The organism is Desulfoluna butyratoxydans, from assembly GCF_900699765.1.
GTDB lineage: Bacteria > Desulfobacterota > Desulfobacteria > Desulfobacterales > Desulfolunaceae > Desulfoluna > Desulfoluna butyratoxydans.
This window is the reverse complement of record NZ_CAADHO010000003.1, coordinates 454,687-477,425: the sequence shown is the minus strand read 5'-3', so window position 1 is coordinate 477,425 and position 22,739 is coordinate 454,687. Positions and strand designations below refer to the sequence as shown.

Annotated in this window: 16 protein-coding genes; 5 read left to right on the top strand and 11 right to left on the bottom strand. The window is 51.9% G+C overall.

Translation table 11 applies throughout. The features are described 5' to 3' along the window. Nucleotides 1–126: 126 nt before the first annotated feature. The 3 genes from MSL71_RS10915 to MSL71_RS10905 all read right to left on the bottom strand — a co-directional run bounded on the left by MSL71_RS10915 (nucleotide 127) and on the right by MSL71_RS10905 (nucleotide 4,654). A complete protein-coding gene (locus MSL71_RS10915; protein ID WP_180140146.1) occupies nucleotides 127–909 on the bottom strand; it encodes a DUF169 domain-containing protein in 783 nt (260 codons plus the stop codon). Nucleotides 910–988: 79 nt separating this feature from the next. After that, nucleotides 989–2,653 (bottom strand): sulfite exporter TauE/SafE family protein, encoded by a 1,665-nt coding sequence (locus tag MSL71_RS10910; protein WP_180140145.1) that lies wholly within the window; start codon nucleotides 2,651–2,653, stop codon nucleotides 989–991. A gap of 1,329 nt (nucleotides 2,654–3,982) precedes the next feature. Continuing rightward, a complete protein-coding gene (locus MSL71_RS10905) occupies nucleotides 3,983–4,654 on the bottom strand; it encodes a hypothetical protein (RefSeq protein WP_180140143.1) in 672 nt (223 codons plus the stop codon). Between the two features lie 1,206 nt (nucleotides 4,655–5,860). On the opposite strand from MSL71_RS10905, the gene MSL71_RS10900 reads away from it, so the two are divergent. Continuing rightward, a complete protein-coding gene (locus MSL71_RS10900; protein WP_180140141.1) occupies nucleotides 5,861–6,313 on the top strand; it encodes a YceK/YidQ family lipoprotein in 453 nt (150 codons plus the stop codon). Nucleotides 6,314–6,764: 451 nt separating this feature from the next. Continuing rightward, nucleotides 6,765–7,067: a cyclic-phosphate processing receiver domain-containing protein gene (locus tag MSL71_RS10895; protein ID WP_180140139.1), complete on the top strand. Its 303-nt coding sequence runs from the start codon at nucleotides 6,765–6,767 to the stop codon at nucleotides 7,065–7,067. 420 nt (nucleotides 7,068–7,487) lie between these two features. Here MSL71_RS10895 and MSL71_RS10890 read toward each other — a convergent pair whose 3' ends face one another. The 7 genes from MSL71_RS10890 to MSL71_RS10860 form a co-directional block, all read right to left on the bottom strand. Next, nucleotides 7,488–9,644, bottom strand: coding sequence for a DEAD/DEAH box helicase (locus MSL71_RS10890; protein WP_180140137.1), 2,157 nt, complete (start codon nucleotides 9,642–9,644; stop codon nucleotides 7,488–7,490). Further along, complete coding sequence (locus tag MSL71_RS10885) at nucleotides 9,644–10,510, bottom strand: HamA C-terminal domain-containing protein (protein ID WP_180140134.1); 867 nt, start codon at nucleotides 10,508–10,510, stop codon at nucleotides 9,644–9,646. Before MSL71_RS10885 ends, MSL71_RS10890 begins: the two co-directional genes overlap by 1 nt. 1,090 nt (nucleotides 10,511–11,600) lie before the next feature. Then, the gene (locus tag MSL71_RS10880; RefSeq protein WP_180140132.1) at nucleotides 11,601–11,876 is read right to left on the bottom strand and encodes a DUF4389 domain-containing protein; all 276 of its coding nucleotides are present in this window, start codon (nucleotides 11,874–11,876) and stop codon (nucleotides 11,601–11,603) included. A 35-nt stretch (nucleotides 11,877–11,911) separates the two neighbouring features. Further along, nucleotides 11,912–13,435: a phospholipase D-like domain-containing protein gene (locus MSL71_RS10875; protein WP_180140130.1), complete on the bottom strand. Its 1,524-nt coding sequence runs from the start codon at nucleotides 13,433–13,435 to the stop codon at nucleotides 11,912–11,914. Nucleotides 13,436–13,800: 365 nt separating this feature from the next. Beyond that, nucleotides 13,801–16,164 carry an arylsulfatase gene (locus MSL71_RS10870; protein WP_218951005.1) on the bottom strand — a complete coding sequence of 788 codons (2,364 nt, stop codon included), beginning with the start codon at nucleotides 16,162–16,164 and terminating at the stop codon, nucleotides 13,801–13,803. A 572-nt stretch (nucleotides 16,165–16,736) separates the two neighbouring features. Then, nucleotides 16,737–17,858, bottom strand: a complete 1,122-nt coding sequence (locus MSL71_RS10865) for an agmatine deiminase family protein (protein ID WP_180140129.1) — start codon at nucleotides 17,856–17,858, stop codon at nucleotides 16,737–16,739. A 100-nt stretch (nucleotides 17,859–17,958) separates the two neighbouring features. Continuing rightward, nucleotides 17,959–18,801, bottom strand: a complete 843-nt coding sequence (locus MSL71_RS10860) for a MerR family transcriptional regulator (RefSeq protein WP_180140128.1) — start codon at nucleotides 18,799–18,801, stop codon at nucleotides 17,959–17,961. A gap of 475 nt (nucleotides 18,802–19,276) precedes the next feature. Between MSL71_RS10860 and MSL71_RS10855 the strand changes: the two genes are divergently transcribed. After that, a complete protein-coding gene (locus MSL71_RS10855; protein ID WP_180140127.1) occupies nucleotides 19,277–20,074 on the top strand; it encodes a substrate-binding periplasmic protein in 798 nt (265 codons plus the stop codon). Between the two features lie 86 nt (nucleotides 20,075–20,160). Beyond that, nucleotides 20,161–20,973 carry an amino acid ABC transporter permease gene (locus tag MSL71_RS10850; protein WP_180140126.1) on the top strand — a complete coding sequence of 271 codons (813 nt, stop codon included), beginning with the start codon at nucleotides 20,161–20,163 and terminating at the stop codon, nucleotides 20,971–20,973. 87 nt (nucleotides 20,974–21,060) lie between these two features. Here the strand turns inward: MSL71_RS10850 and MSL71_RS10845 are convergent, their stop codons facing one another. Next, the gene (locus tag MSL71_RS10845) at nucleotides 21,061–21,666 is read right to left on the bottom strand and encodes a peptidylprolyl isomerase (RefSeq protein ID WP_180140125.1); all 606 of its coding nucleotides are present in this window, start codon (nucleotides 21,664–21,666) and stop codon (nucleotides 21,061–21,063) included. 327 nt (nucleotides 21,667–21,993) lie between these two features. On the opposite strand from MSL71_RS10845, the gene MSL71_RS10840 reads away from it, so the two are divergent. Next, nucleotides 21,994–22,476 carry a pyridoxamine 5'-phosphate oxidase family protein gene (locus MSL71_RS10840; protein WP_180140123.1) on the top strand — a complete coding sequence of 161 codons (483 nt, stop codon included), beginning with the start codon at nucleotides 21,994–21,996 and terminating at the stop codon, nucleotides 22,474–22,476. The last annotated feature ends 263 nt before the right edge of the window (nucleotides 22,477–22,739 follow it).

The following is a 22,739-nucleotide window of genomic DNA, read 5'->3' as shown; positions in this document are numbered from 1 at the left end:
GCCGAAAAACGCAAAAAGCCGCACAGGCGTGCGGCGCTCCACCCTGCATTCCGATGCGAGACAAGTCGACGGGCGACTCGTCTCGCAACCGAGCCTGATGCGTGGCTTAGTTCTTATTTTCCGGCCTTACTCTTCGACCTTTTCAAACTTCACCATGGGACAGCCCGAGCAGACATCAAGACCGGGCCAGGCCTGCCCGCCCTTGCCGAGGAGGGAGGGGCCGCCGGTGGTTTCGATGCGCTTTTTAAGCTGAGCAGCGGTGTCCAGGATCTGGTTGCCGGGGACAAAAACGTTCATATAGTTCATCTCGGTCTTGCCGGAGGCCTTGGAGCCTGCGCACATGGTGGTCATGTTCAGGGTGTTGTTCTTGTAGGCGTAGACGCTGCCCGAGCACACCGCGGAGTTGGGAGTGCAGAACAGGGGCAGGTTGCACTTGCCGGTGCCGCCCATGTAGTCGTTCATGATGTGGTAGGCCTGGAAGGGAACCACCATCATAAAGACCACGTGGGGCTCAAGGCCCGCTTCGTCAAATTTGTCCAGGGGCGCCATGAAGATGCCTTTGCAGGCACCCACGTCGAGCCTGGCCTTCTCCTGGGGAGCCTGCCAGGAGAGATCCGGGTCAAGGAGATATTTTTCATGGTTCTTGCCGTCCACGTCCCGGGTCAGCTCACGGAACCCGAAGACGGGCTGGGCGTTTTTGCACTGGAGGCGCTCCGGGGGCATGAAGAGGCTGTGACGCGCGGAGCGGGCTGCGGCCAGGTACATGCAGTAGGAGATCTTGGCCTTGGATTTGTGGGTGACGGGCAGGCTCTCAATCTCGTCTTCGTCGAAGATGTAACGAATGCCGACGGGATCGTAATCCAGGCGAAAGTTCCAGATAAAGGCGTTGTGGGCATCTGTATAATTCATGGCAAAACCTCGTAATGACTTAAGGCCCCCAGCGTGCCGGGGGCCGTGTGGTTATTTTTTATAAGAAAGCCGCCCTTACCTACCGGAGGAAGGGAATCGCATTGGTATACTTAAGAAATACGATGAGAAGAATCAATGCCAGAGCGCGTTTCAAAAAGATTTCCGGCAGTTTCTTCTGAATCTTGGGCCCGATCTTGCCGCCCATGATGGCACCGGCTGCAATGAGGGCTGCCATGATCCAGTCCGGAGAGTAGCCGGAGAGGATGTAACGGGAGATACCGCCCACGGAGGTTCCGAAGGTACCGCACAGGGAGATGGGCACGGCCAGATACATGGGGTAGCCCATGACGGTGGTCATGAAGGGCACGAGCATGAACCCGCCGCCCACGCCGAAGGCAGAAGCGATGCAGCCGATGAGGATCCCGCCGAAGAAAAGGGCCACGGGGTTGGCGCGGAAGGCCTCGCCCCAGAAGGAGAAGCTGATGTTGGTGGCGTGCCAGCCTTTTTCCAGGACCACCTTGCCCATTTCAGCGGCACGGCCCTCTTTCTTGGCAGCGGCCATCTCCATGTCGAACTTCTTGACGATGGCTTTCACGGCCTTGTTCTTGTTGATGGATTTCTGGGTTGATTCGTACCAGAGCTTGATGAACAGAACGAGGCAGAAGAAGCCCAGGTAGAACTTGTACGCCTTCATGGGCAGGTACTTGGCAGAATACGTGGGACCGATCCAGAAAGCGCCCAGAAGAATACCGGACACGAAGAAGAGGGCCACGGGCCAGGCAAAGCGCCCCTCTTTAAAGTAGGAGTAGACCCCGGTGATGGGAGAGCAGAGGGTCAAAAACAGGTTGGTGGGCTTCACGGCGTTGGCGGCGTTGACCCCCACCATGCCCTGGGTCCCGATGACGGTAATCTGGAAAGCAGCGGTAAAGAGGCCGCCTGCGGCCCCCACGATAACGAACATGCACCCAATGACAAGGGCTCCCAGAAAGACCACCAGGGGGTTCATGTAGGTGCCGCCGATGCGGAAATAAAAACCGCGCTTCTGCACGGACGCTTCACCGGCTTTCTCGCCGTTGACAAAAACGTCCAGGCCAGTGTCCGGTGCGATGCGCTTGCTCACCTTAAAGGAGGCTGCAAACTCGCCGGTGGCCTTGTCCAGGGTCACGGCAACGTCTTTGTTCCAGCTCTTGGATGCATCGCCGCCCATGACCATGCGGGCGTTGCCGCCGCCGATGGGGCGCTCTTTGGAGATGGTGTTGATCCCGAATTTGTCCTCGTGGGTGAAGGTGAGGAACTTCCACTGCTCAGCGGTCTTCACGGAACCGAGCTTGCCCTTCACGTCCTCGGGGATGGTCTCCCAGGCGTTGATCTTGTTGACCTCGATGTCCCACTTAAAGGGGGCAAACCACTTGCCCTTGGAAACCACCTTGGGGGTGGCCAGGGCCGAGGGGTTGGTGGTCACGGCGTAGAACACCGGGGGAATCTCGGTGTCGCCGAATTTTTTACCAAGCTTGGCCGCTTCCTGGGAGCCGATGGAGTCCCCGGCCTTGAACAGCTCGGAAGAGCTCACCACCAGGTAGAGATCTTCGCCCGGAGCAATCTTCCCGGTCACGGTCAGGGTGTCTCCGGCCTTGGGGGCCGGGGTGTCAATGGTGGCCTCCGTCGCCGCAAACGACGTAGCGCTCCACAACAGCATCAGGCCGGTCAGCACGGCCATGGTGATCATTCGTCCCTTTTTAAACATCGCAACATCCTCCAATCACGAATAAAACGCTTTATTAAACAACAGTGCTTCATCAAATTTAATTGATGACATTCATTTATTCTCTTGGCTGCTCGGTATTACAAACGGCGTGCCAAAAATGGGGCGGGACGGATTTTTTGTCATTTTCCTTATCATCTTAATCAGTTCAGCTGATGGAATTTTTCAGCACACCAGGAACATCCGGCTGATTTCGCAAGCTTTTGAATGCGTCGCAATAAAATTATGGCGCATTATCTTTATGCCGCCACCCCATCCCAAGGAACAAAAAGCTGACATGTTGATCTTTGGGGGGAAGCGTAATAAAGCAGGTGATGGGAAATAGGAAATAGGTAAGAGGGGATAGGGTTAAGGCGAAAGGTGAAGGGGTAAAGGCGAAGGGCTAATGGCCAAGGGTTAAAGGCGAAGGGCTAAAGGCGAAGGGCTAAAGGTGAAGGGCTAAAGGTGAAGGGCTAAAGGCGGAACCCGGAATGGTTTTGAATTGGCGTGGGGCCGGTGGTTCGCGTTACGTCAATCGGTGCGGGGGCCGCACCCTACGCGCCGCCCAACCGTGATGATACCTCGTGGGGTGCGCCGTGCGCACCGTGATGCCCCGAAATGTCTTGTGGTTTTGATCAATCGGAGCCCCGAAACGGGTTTGAATTGGCGTGGGGCCGGTGGCTTGCGTTACGTCAATCGGTGCGGGGGCCGCACCCTACGTGTCGCCCAACCGAGATGATACCTCGTAGGGTGCGCCGTGCGCACCGCGAAGCCCCTAATTGCCCGGTGGTTTTAATCAATCGGAGCCCCGAAACGGGTTTGAATTGGCGTGGGGCCGGTGGCTTGCGTTACGTCAATCGGTGCGGGGGCCGCACCCTACGTGTCGCGGCACCAACGGTGAAGGCCGGAAACCATATCGGTATCCGTCATGCCCGCTTCACCCGTAGGATGGGCAAAGGCAAGTCGTCACCATCCCGGATGATGAGAGCCTTGGCGCCGTGCCCATCAGAAAGGGCGAAAGGGTAAAGGCGAAGGGCGAAACCCGGAATGATTTTGAATTGGCGTGGGGCCGGTGGCTTGCGCTACGTTAATCGGTGCGGGGGCCGCACCCTACGCGTCGCGGCACCAACGGTGAAGCCCGGAAACCATCTCGGCAACCGTCATGCCCGCTTCACCCGTAGGATGGGCAAAGGCAAGTCGTCACCCTCCCGGATGATGAGAGCCTTGGCGCCGTGCCCATCAAGCGTAACGATTCCCCCCACCGTTCAAACCAACCACACCACTCCGAACGAAAAATCCCCCTACCCCGCCCCCACCATCCCCCATAAAAAATCACATCCCCACATTCACCACCTTCATCTTCTCCTGCTCCTCTTTATAAATGGCCATGATCCGATCAATCTTTTCATATTGCCGGGCCAACAAATCCTCGGTGATGGTTCGGATCCCCCATTTTTTAAAATCGATCTGAAGGCCGTTGCCGCCCGGTGCCTCGGCCTGTTCCAACTCGATATAAAACGCCCCCACTGAAGACAAAAGCCTGTGAACATCTTTGATGGAATCGCAAAGCTCCGAGATTTCCGACCCTGCAAACATGCCGGAGCCGGTATGGGTATCCAAAGAGGCCATGGTGATCTCCTTTATCCGGGTTGCACATGAAGAATAGAGAAGGATCTGGGAGAAGCCCGGACGGGCCTCCCCCAGTCCTTTCCCCCTTCCCTCCTCACGCCACGGCACGCCGTATCGCCCAAACATGCAGAAGAGGCAAAGGCGCACCGCAACACTCCCGTGCCCGGGCAAGGCAAGCTGCAAAAAGGGCACCTGTGGTGCCTTGCCCGGATAAAACCGCACGAAATACTGGTCAGCGAGCCACGAGAGGCATTTTTTTACAGGACGGCCGTCACTCGAAACGAGCAGAAAACCACCCTGAAACCGGGCCTGAAACAGGCAGAATAAGGAAGCACCTTCAGGAAATAAAAGAGGAGATAAACCGGCCACGGCCACAAGGGACAGGGCTGTCCGTCACCACGCAGGAATCCCGAAGGGCATCATTCAACCCGTCAGGCAAAAATGCGTGTGTTCATGGGCCATTTGAAACGGCAATAGCGTTGATAGAAGGGCCGCGGGTTACCGCGTTGCGAGGAAAAAACGTCTTGAAATGGATCGGGGCGTGATGTAAAAAACCGCTTAGCCATGACGACCTCCTTTGAAGGTTGCTCTGGTCAGGCCTGGCAGGATGTCCGACCATCCTGTCGGGCTGCTTCTTGAACTCCATGATCTCCGCAATCACTAGTGATTACGTCCCACCCTAATTTCATCCTTATTGATGTGTCAATAGTTTTTTATCGTTAATTCTGTGGGTTATTCATTTCGAAATTTGTAGTAATTCGGATAGCAGAATCGACTCTGTGTGAACCGATATCGTTCCTGTCCAAGCTGCCACAGTTGTATTCACAAGTGGAAACGTTAAGAAGTAAGTCGGTCATGCGTATGGATTTTTATGAAACACTTATGGAGTGAAAAACTCTTCGCCCCATGCTACGGACCAAGCCACACAGCGCAACTTTGACTACTGCGGGTGTCTGCATTCTTTGATGGTTAAGGGTTTATGCCTCCGTATGCCTGCCATGGCAGGCATGATACTACTGAACCGTCTCGAAGCCAGTTAGACTTTTCGAAGCTTACCCACTCGAAGTGGAAAGGAGCCTTTATATGTGGCCTTTTAATTCTCGTAGTGAATTGCTCGGGCACGAAACAGATTCTGATTTAATCAAAAATCTTCATAGTGTTTTAAAATCATTAAATGCCCACAAAATAAAAATATCAAGATAATCATTGAAACATACGAGGGTATAGTTATAAAAGGAAATAAAGACATAGTTAATTTAACAATCAAAAAATCACAGACATAGCCATAAGAATTGCTCGTGACCGAAGGTCACATCAAGCCTTTATTCAAAAAGATGGTCTGTGCATAAGGCTTACATAGAGATATAGGGGACAGGGCTTTATGCGCGTGCCTTTCCTCTCTGAGAAACAACAAGATCCCCTTAAAGACCTAATTAGCACATCTCCATTCAACGGATTATAATACTGAAAAAATATTGCATAAGCAGAGACATATTCGAAATTAAGACCCCCTCCGCCGTAAATATCGCGGCTTGACCTACTGTTAGTATTTTAAGCATTTCACCCCAAGTAGAAGGTATTATGGATTCTTATTGTAATAAAATCATAATTCTTGCCATCGTTCTAATAGCCTCAATCTCAAATGGATGTGCAAGTATTGTATACACCTTCGGTACTGAAGACCCCATGATTTATGGAGGAACTCGAGCAGAAATTATTACCATAGCTGATGGTTGCAGTGATTGTTATGCTGGAGCGTCTTGGCTTCCATTACTCATAATTGATACACCATTGAGCTTAATATTAGACACCGTATTCTTGCCTATTACAGTCTCTTCTTATTTGGATCAAGCATACGAAAAAGAAATTATTTCAAACTATCTAGAATTATTAAATTCATCAGAGGGCCAAAAAGAGGACGACGTCACCGTACGCGACAAAACCGATTCAGAACCCGAGCCAGAAAAAGATAAACCTACACACCACGCAAAAATCCAAGGCAAAGCACCTCTACCCAAAGCCCAAGAACGATAAAATAAACCTAAACGAAATACAGCGTCTCCGACTCTATGGAATGGTAAGATGGTGGTACACCCAACAAAAGATGGGCACGCTTCGCTTTGCCCATCCTACGTTGGCTTTGTAGCACCGGTGATCATTCGTAAAAATTCCTGACATTTCATTTTGAGTTTACCCACCGCAAACCTCTCCCGGTGTGTCCTTGTAGGACGGTCATAGATGGTGCCGTGGCCATCAAGGACGAGCGCACTCAATTACTCGGGTGTGATATATCAGCCCTTCAGTATGTTGTCGTCAGAATTAATATTTGCTATTTTATGAAGCATTATGCGTTGCACACGGCTCCTAGCCGTATCCCATTGCCAATGAGAAATAAGACAGTTTGCCGACACTGGGGAATCTGGTCCTCATTACGCCGCTTTGTAACGCAATTATTTAATCATTATTTTCGGACCAATAGAGACTTATGAAAGTATACCTGGATGATGAAAGGGAAACACCCCGTGACTGGAAAAGAGTTTATTGGCCAGAAGAGGCCATTGAACTCTTAAAAACTGGCAAGGTTGAAGAGATTAGCCTTGATCATGACCTAGGGGATGATGACCATGGTACTGGCTATGATGTTATACTGTGGATTGAAGAGGCCGTCTATACAACTGACTTTCAAGCACCAGTTATAAAAGTTCACTCTGCAAATCCTTCAGCAAGAGAGAAAATGGAGTCGGGAATCAGAAGCATTTTAAAGCGGTCAAAAAAATCAAAACAATAACCATTTGAAAACGGGTTGCAAAAGACTGCCCTCGTTACTTTATTCGCCTTTTCAACTGGGAAAACGAATCGTTAGAAGAAGCAAGAAGAAGGGGTCACGTCTTGACATTGGACATTCTGTCAAAGCATTCAGGTTAAGCACTATATGCTACAGCAGAGCCCAATATTTGGCTTATAAGGCCCTTGCCCTATAACCAGATCGTCCTCAAGCCACCGATTAATGAATCGAGAAGCAATGAGTAGGGGTTCTGTCAAATGTCAAGACGCGCCCCCTACCCTCCAAAGCCGTCCCGAATCGAACTTGACTTTCCGAAGCTTACCCAATCGAAATGGAAAGGATCCGAAGGGGACTTATTCAGTGGAAATGAAATTCTGGAATCATTTTGACAGATGTGTACTCAACCATTCACATGGTTATCAATTAGATAAATTCCCCCCCAATGCCCTCTTGAAAATCTTCAATCACACGCTTTTCATATATGCCATCAGCATAATCGGTAAGCCTATGCTTGCGCAGTGACTTTACAACATCATCAAGTTCATCTGTGGAATTAAACAACCTCTTCTCAAGAAGCTTTTGCGATATTTCAAATGGCAATCCGTATTCCTCAAGTGACGAAAAAGAATCAGGCTGAAAAAGTTTCTCTATTACAGCAGCAAAGGGCAAATAATTACAGGATTGAACCCCCCGCTTTTGTAAAACAGCATTCACGACCGCATCCAATACGGTCATATATTTAGGGTAATTAAATGATGCCCATCCTCTAAGGAAAGACAAAACATTTTCAACTGCTTCATCTGGTTTTTTACCTTGAGATATTTGATCCGTTATCATCGAACTTCTGAATTTCGAAACGTTTCTTTTTCTATATAGATCCCAAATCCAGTAAGTCATCATTTTCGCGCTAAATACGGCACTTCGTTTAGCTGATGCAGCACCTTTAAGTTGATCCCAAATAATTTCCGATGTTGCCAAAATATTCTTATAATCGGGTCGTCTTGACCATTGTAATAGACTTAATTGATGAAGGCTCAATTTGCTGATGTGATCTGCGGCATTCAGTAAATATTCAGGTTCAATCGTTGAATATTCTCTTAAAAGCTCTATGGGTAATAAATCTTGATTTGTGAACCTATCAATTTTGCATTTTAGGTCTTTTGATAAATCTTCACGAGGTATTTGTAAGAGTAAGCTACTCGGAGTTTTTTCGCTTGGATTAAATGAAGGAATGTCCACAAACGGTAAATCTGGTTGCGGCGGATCCGTGAAAACATACACCCTGCCAATAAAGTGTTGAAACATCCGGCCCGATCTACCGCGAATATTGTTGTAGGTAAAGAAATCCAGTGGCTGCTTGTTAAGACTACCATCATATATCACAACATTTTTTGCAGAAGTATTTACCCCTTCAATGAGGGTAGATGTACAAAGCAATAAGTCAATTTTTTTCTCTTCGAACATACGTATCATAAACCGACCAAGAGAACGCGGCAGTTTACCGTGGTGAATACCTATACCATGGCGAAGCCCCTTAGACACGAGCCATTCGTGATGGTAATTCTTGGCTGTCCAATCAGCCGCTTCAACCAATTCGGGATCAGTAGCCAAGGCAATATCACGCCTTTCTAAATAGTCTTTTAAAACCTTTCTTGCACTGCCGGGAGACTTACAATAAACCATTGTTTGCCCGTCTATCCCATCAATTAGCCTTGCAAGTGATTCTCCTTTATTCGGTCTTTTCGGTAACTTGCGGAGTTCAATAGCTACGGTTTCAAAATCTTCAACAAGAAATGAGCAATTCAGTTTTTTAATAACACTTGGCGGTACCGATTTGATCGATGGGCCCAGTAAATAAAATTGTGCCTTTGTGTTTGACAGTTTTAGCAATGCCTGGTTAAGTTGTGTTGCGCGATCTCCTTCACCTGATATTGATAATTTATAAAACTCATCTATGACAAAAAAATCCACATCAGGAATTTCGGATTCCATGGCAAGAAATCTCTCTTGAGTCAAAATAAAAATATTATTATTTTGACTTTTTTGCTTCGATGCAGTGATGATTGCATACTTATCAACGAACCGAGACATTCTCCGTCGCGTCTCCTCGACCAACGCAAGCGTCGGTACAATGAGAACGATATTTTGGAAATCCTTTGCGGCAATTACCATATCAATCAACAAACTTTTACCGAAGGAAGTCGGTGCGCTCAGGATAATCGATTCGCCTGCCAAAAGCTTTACCAAAATTCTAGTCTGTGCGCTATGAAGAACATAACTACCCATTGTGCCATCGGCCCTATGGGCAGCGTGCTGAATTGCGTTTCGTAATGATAACTGTTCTAAATCTGAATCATTTGAAATGTAAGGATAAAGCCCTACCTGAATCGCAAGATCATTTAGAATTGGCCTATACATTTCTGATAATTTATCTCGCCTTTCTAATATGCGAATGACGAGTTCACGCCCTGCTTTTAAATTGGACGTGCAAACGGTGGATACTTCAGAAAGTATTTTGAATGGGTCTTCCAGCCAATCTTCTGTAGCAATATCTGCGCGTATTTCATTCGCATTTATCATTATTGAAGCTCCTTAAGGCAAGAATCTAATGTTGCAATTAAGCGTTTTTTGTTTTCTAAAGGTAACAAAAAAATATGTACGCCTAATGGCAAGCTACAACCAAAACGCTCTCTGTATTGAAATTCAAGCTTGTCTCTCAGATCATCATATTTGGATCCTATTTCAGACATGAGCAAATCTACATATTCATCATGGATAGCATGATTTTTTGAAACAACATTACTATCATACGTCAATAAAATAGGGATACATGCTCGTTTAAAAACCTCATCCAAAGAAACGTTTTCCTCAAGCAATCCAGACAATGAATCAGCTTCCGGCCAATGAGGATCAATTTTATTTTTGATCAACATAAATTCAGATCGTAAGTAATCTGTTTCTAAGTGGTCTACAATCTCTGGAATAACATCTCTGATTGCCCTACTTAAATCATTATAAAATTTTGTTTCCCCAATCCAAAGTTCAAGGTCACCATTATTATTCACTACGTGAACAGCGTCAAAACCCTCAACCGTTTTATTTACGGCGCTTTTATAGTAAATTTTACTCACAGCTGGGACAGTATCATATACTTGGCGCATAGCAATGTGCAAAAATAATTCACCAAATTCACCTCGTAGGCCGTATTTCTCTGTTTGGTAGACTATTCTCGCCGCTTTTCTTGTCATTTTAACGGCATTGTGAGCACCAATGTCATTGACTTCTGTATAGTTTAAAGCAAACTCAGGGATCCATTCCATTATATGATCTGCAAACTGGTCATTACGCCAATTACCACGTTCATATCCAGCACACAAAGCAAGATCATCGCCAAGATCACCGACATCATGTACGACAACAGAAAGAAAAGGAGATGGCTTTTTCATTAATTGACACGATCCTTTTGAGGGCAGTTATAAGAATAAAAAAAGGGGAGGGGACGGACAAACCTACACTACACTCTTGACCAAAAATCTTTTTTTAAACTTTTCATGCCGATTTTTTTAGAATGGAGGGCATAAAGCATCAATTATCCTCTATAATTATTTATATGTTACCGGCATCCACTTTCGCATCGACTCAAACCAACTGTGTTTGGTTTTGTATTGGCATAGACCATGCTCGCCCTTCAATCACCATCCAAGCCAACCTGCCAAAACTACGCTCAATTTCCACATAAACCATACGCTTTCTCCATGCTCGACTCAATTAAAAATCGCTACGTTTCGTTTAATGCTCACAGATTCCCCTCATGAGGTAACACTTTAAACCTTACAAAGGTATCATCGGACAGTTAAGGCAATCCAAAAAGAGATGGGCACGCTTCGCTTTGCCCATCCTACGTGGGCTTCGTGGTTCCGGTGATCATTTGTAAAATTCCTGACATCTCAGTTTGGGTCTACTCAGCTCAAACCTTTTCCGGTGGATATATTTTTACCCCTGCAGGATGGGCAAAGGTGGTGCCGTGCCCATCGGCCGGGCACCTAACCGATTGCTCAGATTCGAGGTATCGGAGATTCTATATCTTGCCGTTTTCATCGGCGAGGTGTGTTGACCAGAAAGAATGGGAACTGAAGCTGATGGCATTGCCCCTCATAATAAGCAGGGTGAACTTTCGCACCTTTTACCGCAACGCAAGCCACTGCCTCTCACCCATTGCCTCAAGACGTTTTTCGAGGGTTAATATTTGCTGTTTTTACAGACGTTAGGCGGTGCGCACGGCGCACCCTACCTAACATCCCCCACACCACCGGCCACGCGTCACCCCGTGGGTGTTCTTGCGCACCATTTGCCCGGTAAACAAACACCCTTTGCCATGCCGATTGGCTGCAAGGGACGAGCACACGCATCGGTTTTCATGATTGTTTCCGTGCTTTGACGATGCGCAAGCACACTCTACATGCCCACCCCACCGGACACGTATAACCGTTCAATCGTCCACCACAATCTGGCTATTCCCCCTCCCATATCAACAGGTCAATACCGAGGCCAATCCTGAAACGGCCACGGCTTCTGGTCCGTATTGTAGGTCAGGAAATCGACAATCTGGGACAGATAAACCCCAAGGTTTTTCCCGAACCGCATGATTTTGTCATTGGGGCTGCGGGTTACCAGGCTGCAGATCAACTGGAACAGAGCAAGGACCACAACGATGGCCAGGACGACCCGTGATGCGATCCAGAACGCCAGCATGAACAGAGCCCGAATGCCCTGGGCTACGCGGCTGCTGTCACTGTCTGATTTTGTTTCCATGGAGTTCTCCTTTGATTGGTATTCCGTGCTTATTGTTAGAAGTTACAGACACCCTCTTCAAAATCTACGATGGCGGCATGTTTTGACGCGCTCCAGATCACATCCATATACTCTTTCTTAAAGTCGGCGGCGGCTTTGCTGTCCTCGACGATGAAGCCAAAGTCCTGCAATGTGGCGGGGTACAGGTTTTTTGAACCGATGTAGAAGGCGGCGTCGTCCACGCAGATGACTTTGGCGTGGTTTGCAATGCCCCTTCCATTTGCCCAGGTGTCGACGTTGTCTGCGATGCGTATGGGGGCAAGCTGCAGGCTGTGGCAGATGATCTCCTCGGCGGTGGTTTGGTCCACATCTGCCCGGGCCCGGACTTTCCGAATCAGGATGTCGGTGATGTCGGTCATCTGATCCATGTTTGAATAGGGAGCGGCCAGGCTCTGCTTGGCTCCGGGGGAGCTGACAATGATTTTTACGGGGATCTCCCGGATCAGCTTGTCGGCAAGTATATCAAACAATCTGGCATCGTAACAGGAGTTGGACACAGGGGGTGCACACACGGCAAGCAAATCCTGCTGGGAGATGAAGACGCTCTCCGTGGCGCTTGCGATCAGGGCCCGCAGGCCTGCTTCCTCGGGGTTCGCGACGCTGTATTCCGCGTCATTGTTTACGTAATCGGTGTGGAGCCTGGAGCAGGTCGCCTCGCTGTCATTGGCGGGCTCAAGGCCACCTGCCGTGCCGCCGGGAACGTCCATACCGAATCCCAGGCCGCCCAAGGCCAGGACAGGGGCGTCCCCTTCGGCCTGTGAGGCGGAGACCTCGTGGGGTGTGGGAAACCGAGTTATGGAGTTGAATCCCTCTCCTTTGACAACCTCCACGTAAAAAAGGCGTGACCACCAGTCCTGGCTCCAGGTCTCGGCAAAGTCCCACAGCAGGTCGGCAAAGATGTGGGCCGACTCGGCGGCAGGTCCTGTTAATCGCATGCTGACATCGCTCACCGGGTTCGGGCCGCCAGCATAGGCACCTTCCCAGAGATTGTGGCCACCTGTGATGACTGTTTTTCCATCCACGGCAACCATTTTGGCGTGATTCCAGGAGTAGAGCCAGCTGGTCTCCACACCGGCCACGATGATGCGGGCGTTGTCCGCAGACGACCCCAGATCCGCTTTTAAGCGATCCATGTAGTTGGAGGCGGTTTCGGTTAACCCCGTATCCACACTTCCCATGACAGGGGGTGTGCCCCCCAGGATGCGAATGGTGATGTCCGGGTTGTGGGTAAGGGCCTCTTTGAGGCCGCTTACGATGGCTTCCTGAAACATGCCGTCCGGGTAGGTAACCAGGGTGGTGATATCCACCCATTCAAGGGCTGCCGCGATATCGCTGCGGATGGCATCGGCAAGCCTCTGGGCACCGGTGGCACTGGAGCAATCCCCCTGCCCCCAGCAGTCGGGAGACTGCAGCAGCCAATGGCTGCCGCCAACGCCATGCCCGGCAATGAGGTTGCCGTCTGTGCGCTTCCAGACCGTGCCTTCCGAACCGGGAGCAAGCTGCCGAAGCTGGGCTTCCACGGCATCAAGGTGCGGTGTCTCCGCACACGCGGCGGACACAAGAAAATGAGAAAGAAGCAAAATCGCGAGAAGTGATAACCGGAAACACCTGGGAAAGGAACTGGCCATGGTACGTCGAACCCCCGTTAAGAATACTTGAATTCAAGGAATTGCCTGTCTTTAAATGCTATCGTTTCAATCAAACAGGGATAATTTATTATTCTTACCATGTCAACATAAGAAAATACGAGAAAAGGGTGGAGCATTGGCCATTGCTCCACCCTTTTTTCATGGTGTCTTGATTTGTCATTCAGCGCTCCGGGGCCGAGCCTGGCAGCGCAACGTCCATCCCGGCCCCTTTCGCTTTTACTGCATCATGCCAAGGGCTACTTCACATCTTTCACCGCAAGGGTGATCTTATGGATTTCTCCGGTAAAACGGGTCTCTTCGCGCCCGATACCGATGTCTTCGGCCACCGGTGTCTGGTTGTCGAGGCCGACGTCAGCCGTTTCATCGGCGGAGAAAATCAAGGGCTGGGTCTTTTCGATGCGGCCATTGGCCACGGCCTTTCCGTTGACGGAGAGAGTTGCCTTGCCGCCCTTGCCGAGCCCGCCGCCGTCGTAGACGAAATCCAGTAAAATCGTGGCTTCTCCCTCGGGGATTGCCTTTTTGGATTCCACGGTATATCGCTCAAGCCCTAAAAAGTTATAGGTGTAGATGGGCTTGCCGTCTTTCATGTAAAGGGACCAGCCCCCGAATCGTCCGCCTTGGGCAAGGATCACGCCATTTGCTCCGCCTTTGGGGATGGCGACCTTGGCCGTGATTGTCTTGGAGCGGTTCTTCACGTTCATGAAGGTGTTCTCCAGCATACCGTCCATTCCGGGGTAGAGCGTCAGTGTCATCCGGTCGCCCAGGATATCCGGTCGGCCTGCAATGGCAGGGTTCATTCGCTCAATCACCCGGTCATCGATGGGCAGGGCATGGTATTTTTCAGCCTCTTTCATGAACAGTGCCTCCAGCTCGACAACCTTCTTCGGGTATTTGTCCGCCAGGTTGTTCGCAAGGCTGAAGTCCCTTTGGACGTTGAACAGCTCCCAGGTGTCAGACTCCAGGGGAGGCATATCCACGGCCATCCAGGGGGCACGGTGAATTGTCCGTGCGAACCAGCCTTCATGGTAGATCGCCCTGTTGCCGAACATCTCGAAGTACTGGGTGGTGTGCCGCTCTTTGGCGCCTGCATCATTGAACGAGTACAGCATGCTCGTGCCTTCCATGGGCGTTTGAGGTGTGCCGTTTACGCTCTTGGGCTCGGGAAGTCCGGCCGCTTCGAGAATGGTCGGCGCAATGTCGATGACGTGGGAAAACTGGCGGCGTAATCCGCCCTTCTCCTTGATGCCGTTTGGCCAGTGGACGGTCATGCCGTTGCGGGTGCCGCCAAAATCCGAGGCCACCTGCTTCGTCCACATAAAGGGAGAATCAAAGGCAACGGCCCACCCGGCGGCCATGTGCGGGAAGGTCTGCGGACCGCCCCACTCGTCGATGAGCGGGAGCAGGTCTTCAACCTTCTCCGTGACGTTGTTGAAGTAGGTCATTTCGTTGTACATGCCCACAAAGCCGCCCTCGGCGCTCGTGCCGTTGTCACCGGCAATGTAGAAGATAAGTGTGTTGTCCATCTCGTCGATTTCTTCGATGGCAGCAATGAGGCGCCCCACTTCGTGGTCGGTCTGCTCCAGAAATCCGGCAAACACCTCTGCCTGACGGGTGAACAGGCGCTTCTCGTCGTCGGTGAGGTCATCCCAGTCTTTGATGTCCTTGGGTTTGGGGGGTAATTTGGTGTTGGAAGGAATTATCCCCATCTTTTTCTGGCGGGCCATGGTTTTTTCGCGAATTTTGTCCCAGCCCTCGTCGAACTTGCCCTTGTACTTTTTGATCCACTCCTTGGGAACATGGTGCGGTGCGTGAACCGCGCCGGTGGCAAAGTAGATGAGGAAGGGCTTGTCCGGGGTCATGGACTGCTGGGCCTTTACCCACTGGATGGCCTGGTTGGTCATATCAACCGTGAAGTGATAGTTCTCCGTCTTCGGCGGCGTCACCTTGATGACCCCATCGTAGATCAGCGGATACCACTGATCCGTCTCCCCCCCGATAAAACCATAAAACTTGTCAAACCCCTGATGGGTGGGCCAGCGGTCAAAGGGGCCGGAGACGCTTGTCTCCCAGGCAGCGGTTTCATGCCACTTACCGAATGCCCCCGTACTGTACCCGTTAAGGCGAAGCATCTCAGCCAGCGGTGCAACGCTGTTGGGCACCTGCCCGGTGTTTCCGGGAAACCCCGTGGAGGATTCCATGATGGACCCGGTGTTGGCGGTGTGGTGGTTGCGCCCGGTTTTGAGGGCATTTCTCGTGGGCGAGCAGAGGGCCGTGGTATGAAAGTTGTTGTAGGTAATGCCCTCTGCGGCAAGCATGTCCAGGGTCGGTGTCTGAATGGGGCCGCCGAAGGTGCTGGGACCACCGAAACCTATGTCGTCAATGAGCACGATGACGATGTTGGGGGCTTTCTCGGGGGCCTTGACCTCAAACAAAGGCGGTGTTTCCACGTTGCGCACATCAAGTTCGCTGTAGGTTGGCCGTTCCGGTTCCTGGATCGGCAGGACCGTGCGATCAAGGGCCTCCCTCGCCGAAACCTGGGTGGTCAAACCGGCAAACAGTGTCAAGGTCATACAGAGTATGGTGATAACCGAATATCTCATGAACTGTCCTCCTGTGTTTGTAGCGTGTCAACGTCGTGGCGGGAATGCCGGTTCCCACACACAGATCCGAAGCAAGGATTCCCTCACCCGAATCCTCCATTGCGCTTGCAATCAGCCAAGAAGAGCCATGCCTGACGATTGGCATGGCGCGCCCGGACACCTCTGCGGGGTCGCGATTGCGGAAAATTGAGCGCCTCGAAACATGAAAAAGCCTGCAAGGCGATGCTGAGTGATAGAGAGACTTGGTATGGCTGGATATTGAATGTGCGAGGGACGTGGCCCGGTTTTTCGACGAGAGCTTATGGGGGAGGGGCCGAAGGGGACAGAGTTGAGGGTCTCACCGATGATGAAACACCGAATATAATGACAGATTTTGACGAAAAATCAAACAGATCCTGATTCTATCTGAACGCCGGCCACCTAAAATAAAAGCGGAGGGACGATTCTCCTTTGGTTCTGCAAAGGATGATTCCGTCCCTCCCCTTTTTTGGTTCCCCTTTCATGCACGGTGCATAAAGGGCATGCCGACATGGCCTTTCCGCCACCTGCCTTTATGATGTTCAGCGCCCCTTTCAGGCCTTTGGCTCCTGCTGGGTGGCGCAGTGGATGCTTCCGCCCCCGCTGGCGATGCCGTCAATGGAGATCTGTTCAATGCGGTGATGGGGGAACGCCTTTGCTATTTTTTCCCTGGCCACGCGGTCGGCTTTTTTGTCCCCGAACTTCTGCATGACAATGGCACCATTGCACGCGTAGTACCCCACGTAACCGGCCGCAAAACTTTTTGTTCCGTACGTTGAATTGATATCCCACGGTGTATCAAGAATAATCATCTCAAATGGGTTGCCGTCGGCATCGGTGGAGGCTTTGAGGATGTCGATGTTTTCCCGTGTGACCCGATAGTCATAGGAGGATTTGTCTGAATCGCGGCTCACCACCAGCACACCGGGCCTTGCAAAACGGGCATAAAAATCGGTGTGACCGTCCGTGATATCTCTGCCTTTAATGCCCTTGAGCCATATGATTTTTCTCAGCCCAAGCACCTTTTTTAACTCATCTTCAACTTCTTTTTTGCTTTTGCCCGGGTTCCGGTTGTCGTTGAGGATACAGCTCTCTGTCATGATGGCGGTGCCTTGGCCGTCCACTTCGAAACAGCCGCCCTCCATCACCACGCTGGACCGGACAATGCTCACCCCCGCCTTTTTGGCCACAAAATCAGCGACCTTTGCGTCAAGTTCATAGTCCTGATCTTCTCCCCAGCCGTTAAAGTTGAAATTAACGGCAGATTTTTGCCCCTTCCCGTTCACCACAAAGATGGGCCCTGTATCGCGTATCCACAGATCATTCATATCGAATTCAATCAGCTCGATGGGGTAGTTGTGATCATTGGGGCCGCCAATAAGCTCTTTTGCTCTGCCCATGTCCTGCTTCCTCACAAGCATGGAGACCGGTTCATATGTGGCGATGGTCTTGGCGATGGTTGCCAGGTTACGCTGAACCTCGGGGATCTGCTTTCTTGACCAGATGTCCCGGCTGGCAATAAAGGCCAACCAGGTCCGCGTGTGGGGCTCCCCCTCTTCGGGCATATACCAGCCCTTGAAATCCATGGCGTTGGAGGTCTTGATTTGAAATGTCGGGAGGAACAGGCTTCCTCCGGCGATCATCGTCCATTTGATAAAGTTACGTCGTGATAACATGATGTTTTTCCCTTGTGTGTTTTCGTAACCATGTCTGGTCGTCTTAGCCGCAGGTGGCCTTGAGCAAAAGCGTTTGGGATTACCGACCCTTTGCAATCCGTCATGATGTTTCAACGGGGTAACAGACCCTGGTTACATACTCGTGCTCCGAAACGGCCGATTCCGTTGAGCGAAGAAAGACCTCATAAGGGCTGCCGGATTGTTTGTAGCCCCACTGCTCGATCCATGTTTCGATGGCATGCCAGGCAAACCCGATGTCGTCATACCGTCCTGTGTGAAGGGTCGTAACCACGGTGTGGGAGGGGATGACAGCCAACTGGTGCTCCGGCCACGGGTTGCTGCCCGATGGTTGCGGCTCCCCCGTTTTGTTCCTGACCGGGACGAACACCTCCACGTCCACGGCATTCCGGTCATGGTCTTCGCCATGGTACACAGCCCCCGACAGGTTGTACGGGAACAGCCCCCTGTTTTCGGCGTCCTCGTGCAGGTTCTCAACGGTTTCGTTCATCTCGTCTTCGGCCATGACGGCTCGTGTTCGGAGGACATACCGCTCCGGCTCCACCCCGGTATACATGCCGTAGGCCTCAGCCTGGACCATCCTGCCCAGCACATCATCCCCCTGGCTGAGAAGCTGCTCCATCTCATCGATGATCGAGCTCCCTTCCCTGAGGAGCTGATCCGACGTCCGGATCTGCATACGCAGCATGCTTCGGAAATACTCCGGGTCATGGTTTTCAAGGAGCCTCTTTATCTGGTCCAGGGAAAACCCGAAGCGCTTCAGCCGAATGATCTCCATGGCATCCTGAAACTGGGTCTCTGCGTAATACCGGTACCCTGTCTCCTCATCCACATGCTGCGGCTGCAACAAGCCGATGCTGTCGTAATGCCTGAGCATTCGGGGGGATAATTTGGTCTGTTTTGAAAAATGGCTTATTTTGTACATACAGGGCAGCTCCCTTGAAGCGTTTCCATATCATTTTGAGCCCCCATTCCATGGGCCCACCCAGGCATGCCTGACAAATCGTCCCATGATAACAGGCCCCTCTGCCTTTCATAGCACCCTAAAGGTTCACATCATGTCAAGGTCAAGAAAAAATGTAACGATTCCCATCATGTTTGCCTCCGGCGGCTTTATCTGGATGCCAACCTTCTGAAAATCTTATCAAACGGGCTTTATTAATGATTCACACCGTCCCGAAAGCATTTGACGAGCCGACGGTTTCTGGCTTCCAACGCCATGCAACCGGAACGTTTTTGGGGGAGCTTTTTTCAAAAAGCCACCTGCCGGAGGCAATGGTTGACTTGCGTACCGGCCAGGTTATATGAATGGTTCCGATTTTTCTTTTTTTGTTATGAAAAAAGATGCCTGACCCATGCGAGGGAACCTCGCGTTGCACCCGGAAAGAAGGAGAGACAAGATGAAGTGGACTGGAAAAGCCTGTATCGCCGTCCTGGCAACCCTGTTGACCGTTGCGACGGCTGCCGCGGCCAGCGATGCCCTCCCCGACCTCAAAGGCAGAAAGGTCGCAGCCGTCACCGGCAACGACTACACGCCCCTGAACTTTGTGGACCCGGCAACCGGTAAAGCCGTGGGATGGGAATACGATGCGGTCAATGAGATCGGGCGCCGCCTCAACTGCGAAATCCAGTGGGATGTCTGCACCTGGGATACCATGATCTCCGCCATCCGCGAGGGCCAGTTCGATGTGGGCATGGACGGCATCACCATCAACGAAAAGCGCAAAAAACAGGTGGACTTCTCCGTGCCTTACATGGTCACTCAGCAGTTCATGCTGGTGCGCGCCGATGAAGACCGCTTTGCAGACGAGAAGGCGTTTGCCGCAGACAAGAAACTCCTCATCGGCTCCCAGGCCGGGACAACCAACTTCTACGTGGGTGTTTACAGCGTTCTGGACGGCAACGAGGCCAACCCCCGCATCAAGCTGTTTGAAAACTTCGGCGCCGCGGTTCAGGCCATGGTGGCCGGAGACGTGGACATGGTCCTCATGGATGCGGCCTCCAGCCGAGGCTACATGGGCGCCATGCCCGGCAAGCTGAAGATCGTGGGCGGCCCCCTGGGCACAGAAGAGTTCGGGTTCATCTTCACCCCGGGCTCCGATCTTGTGGAGCCCTTCAACCAGGCCATTGAGTCCATGAAAAAAGACGGCTTCCTGGACAAGCTCAACACCAAGTGGTTCTACGAGTACAACAAGTAGCTCGCCTTGATGCAGCGGCCCTTCACCCCGTGGGATGAAGGGCCGCCTGGCGTATAGACCACTCTTCCCTGTTTTTCGGAGCCCCCATGAAAGCTGCACATCGGCGTTTCCCCCTGTTCTCGTCCATCCCCTCGTGGCTGCTTGCCGCCCTGTTTTTCGGCTGCATCGCCACCTGGCACATGGTGCGGAGCGAATCCTACGGCGTCATCTTCTCCGCCCTCACCCGGGGCCTTTACACCACCCTCTATGTCTCCCTCATTGCCTATGCGGCAGCCACCGCCCTGGGCCTCCTCTTCGGGCTCATGCGCATCTCCTCAAATCGGGTGATCCGCGAAGTGGCAACCTTTTACATAGAGATCGTCCGCGGCATCCCCATGCTGATCATTCTCTACTACATCGCCTTTGTGGGCGCCCCGTCCCTGGTCAAAGGCCTCAACTGGGTCGCCTCGCCCCTTATTGAGGCGGGCCTCTTTGATAAGATCAGCGTCCGAGACATCAGCTTTGTTGTGCGAGCCATCCTCGCCCTCACCCTGGGCTACAGCGCCTTTATCGCGGAAATCTTCCGGGCGGGCATCGAGGCCATCCCCTCCGGTCAGATGGAAGCGGCCATTGCCTCGGGCATGAGCCGCCGCCAGGCCATGCAGCACGTCATCCTCCCCCAGGCCATCCGAACGGTGCTTCCTCCCCTGGCCAACGACTTTGTGGCCATGATCAAGGACTCGGCCCTTGTCTCCGCCTTAGGGGTCCAGGACATCACCCAGCTGGGGAAGGTCTACTCCGCCTCCACGTTTCAATTCTTCGAAACCTACAACGTGGTGGCACTCCTCTACCTCGCCCTCACCCTCTCGCTGACCTTGGGCGTCCGCGTCCTTGAAAAAAGGCTCGACGCCTCACGGTAACAAAAAAAGGGTTGCGCCATAAAAAAAAACGGCACAACCCTTGTTCGTTCATGCACGGGCCTTCGGACGGCCCCCCTCCCACCGGGGTTATTTTGAATCGAGGGTTTTATTCCACGCGGCAATGTGCTCTTTTTGCTCATCAAGAAGGGCACGTGTGTCGCCTGAAATGGTAACCTTGATGATGCGATCCCCGCGCTTGATCTTGTTCACCACCTCCTGATCTTTGTCGCTCACCACATGGCCAAACACGGAGTGCCTTTTATCGAGCCAGGGGGTTGCCACGTGGGTGATAAAAAACTGGCTGCCGTTGGTGTTGGGGCCCGCGTTTGCCATGGAGAGGGTGCCGGGGCCGCTGTGGCGGAGATCGGGGTGGAATTCGTCCTGGAACCGGTAACCGGGGTTTCCTCGTCCTGTGCCCTGGGGGCATCCGCCCTGGATCATGAAGTTGTCGATGACGCGATGAAAAATCAGGCCGTCGTAGAAGCCACGGTTGGCAAGGTTCACGAAGTTGGCCACGGTGACGGGGGCTTTGTCTGCGTAAAGGGTCAGGTTGATCACGCCCTTGCTGGTCTCCATGGCGGCCCTGATTTCGCCGGTTGGGTTGGTTCCCGTTGCTGTTTCAGCGCCAAAGGCCAGTGAGCTTGAAGCAAAAAGAACAATCAGACTGAGCAAAATGGACGTCGTGGTTTTCATGGGGTCTCCTGGGTTAAAAAGAATGAATCGGTCTTCTGCTGCGTTATCAGAGCAGTGAGGTAAACCACTACATCTGCAGCTCTGATGCCTTGAATATGGGTGCATTCGAGTCGTGAACTATCCGGGCTAACCATATTTTCTTAAGGCCTGTTTATCAAACCTTTTTGTTTTCATTGTCCGCCCCCCGTTTCCAGCTCTTTTTTCATTCCCCCTCTTTTGGCCGGGCAAAAGCCGGTGTATGCTGTCATCTGACACAGCAGACAAAACAGCCCAGGGTATCCCTTTTCCGGGGAGCCACCACGGAAACAAGACCGAAGGAGTAATAAGGTGTTCAAAGAAATGAAACGCGCCAAAAAAGGCCTCAGCCACGAAGCCGCCCTTGATATCCTCAAAGCAGGGGAATATGGAACCCTCTCCACCGTCGGTGAGGACGGTACTCCCTACGGGGTTCCCCTCAACTATGTGCTCCACGACGGGCGGATCGTTTTCCACTGCGCCCCGTCAGGTCACAAACTGGACAACATCGCCCATTGTTCCCGGGTCTCCTTCTGCGTGGTGACACAGGCTGAGGTCGTACCGGAAAAATTCACCACCCGGTTCCAGAGCGTCGTGGCCTTCGGCACGGCCCGCATCCTGGAGGGAGACGAGAAAAAAGAGGGGCTCCTGGCCCTTGTCCGCAGGCTCTCTCCCGACCATGTCTCCTCCGGGGAGGCTTACATCAGCAACGCCTGTGACAAAACCACGGTGGTGGCCGTGGACATCGCTCACCTCACCGGCAAGGCCGCCCCTGGCCCCGGCGCTCAGGAATAAGCAGGCCTTGGCGCTGCACAGTTGCTAACCGCGCCTAAATTCCGTATACTTTGAGTCGATTACATGCATACCCGCCGCCGTCCCCCGCCCTTCTGCCGCGCGGGAGAAGGGCGGCGCCCCCCACCTTTCCGCCCATCCCATCCTGAGACGCATCCAAGCAGGGCAGATATCCCGGCAGGATTCTCCCTGCCCAGTCTTTTCCATGCCATGTCAGCCTGCCCCAGGCATGCACAGGTTCTGTTATTGCCCGTGTTATTGTTGCG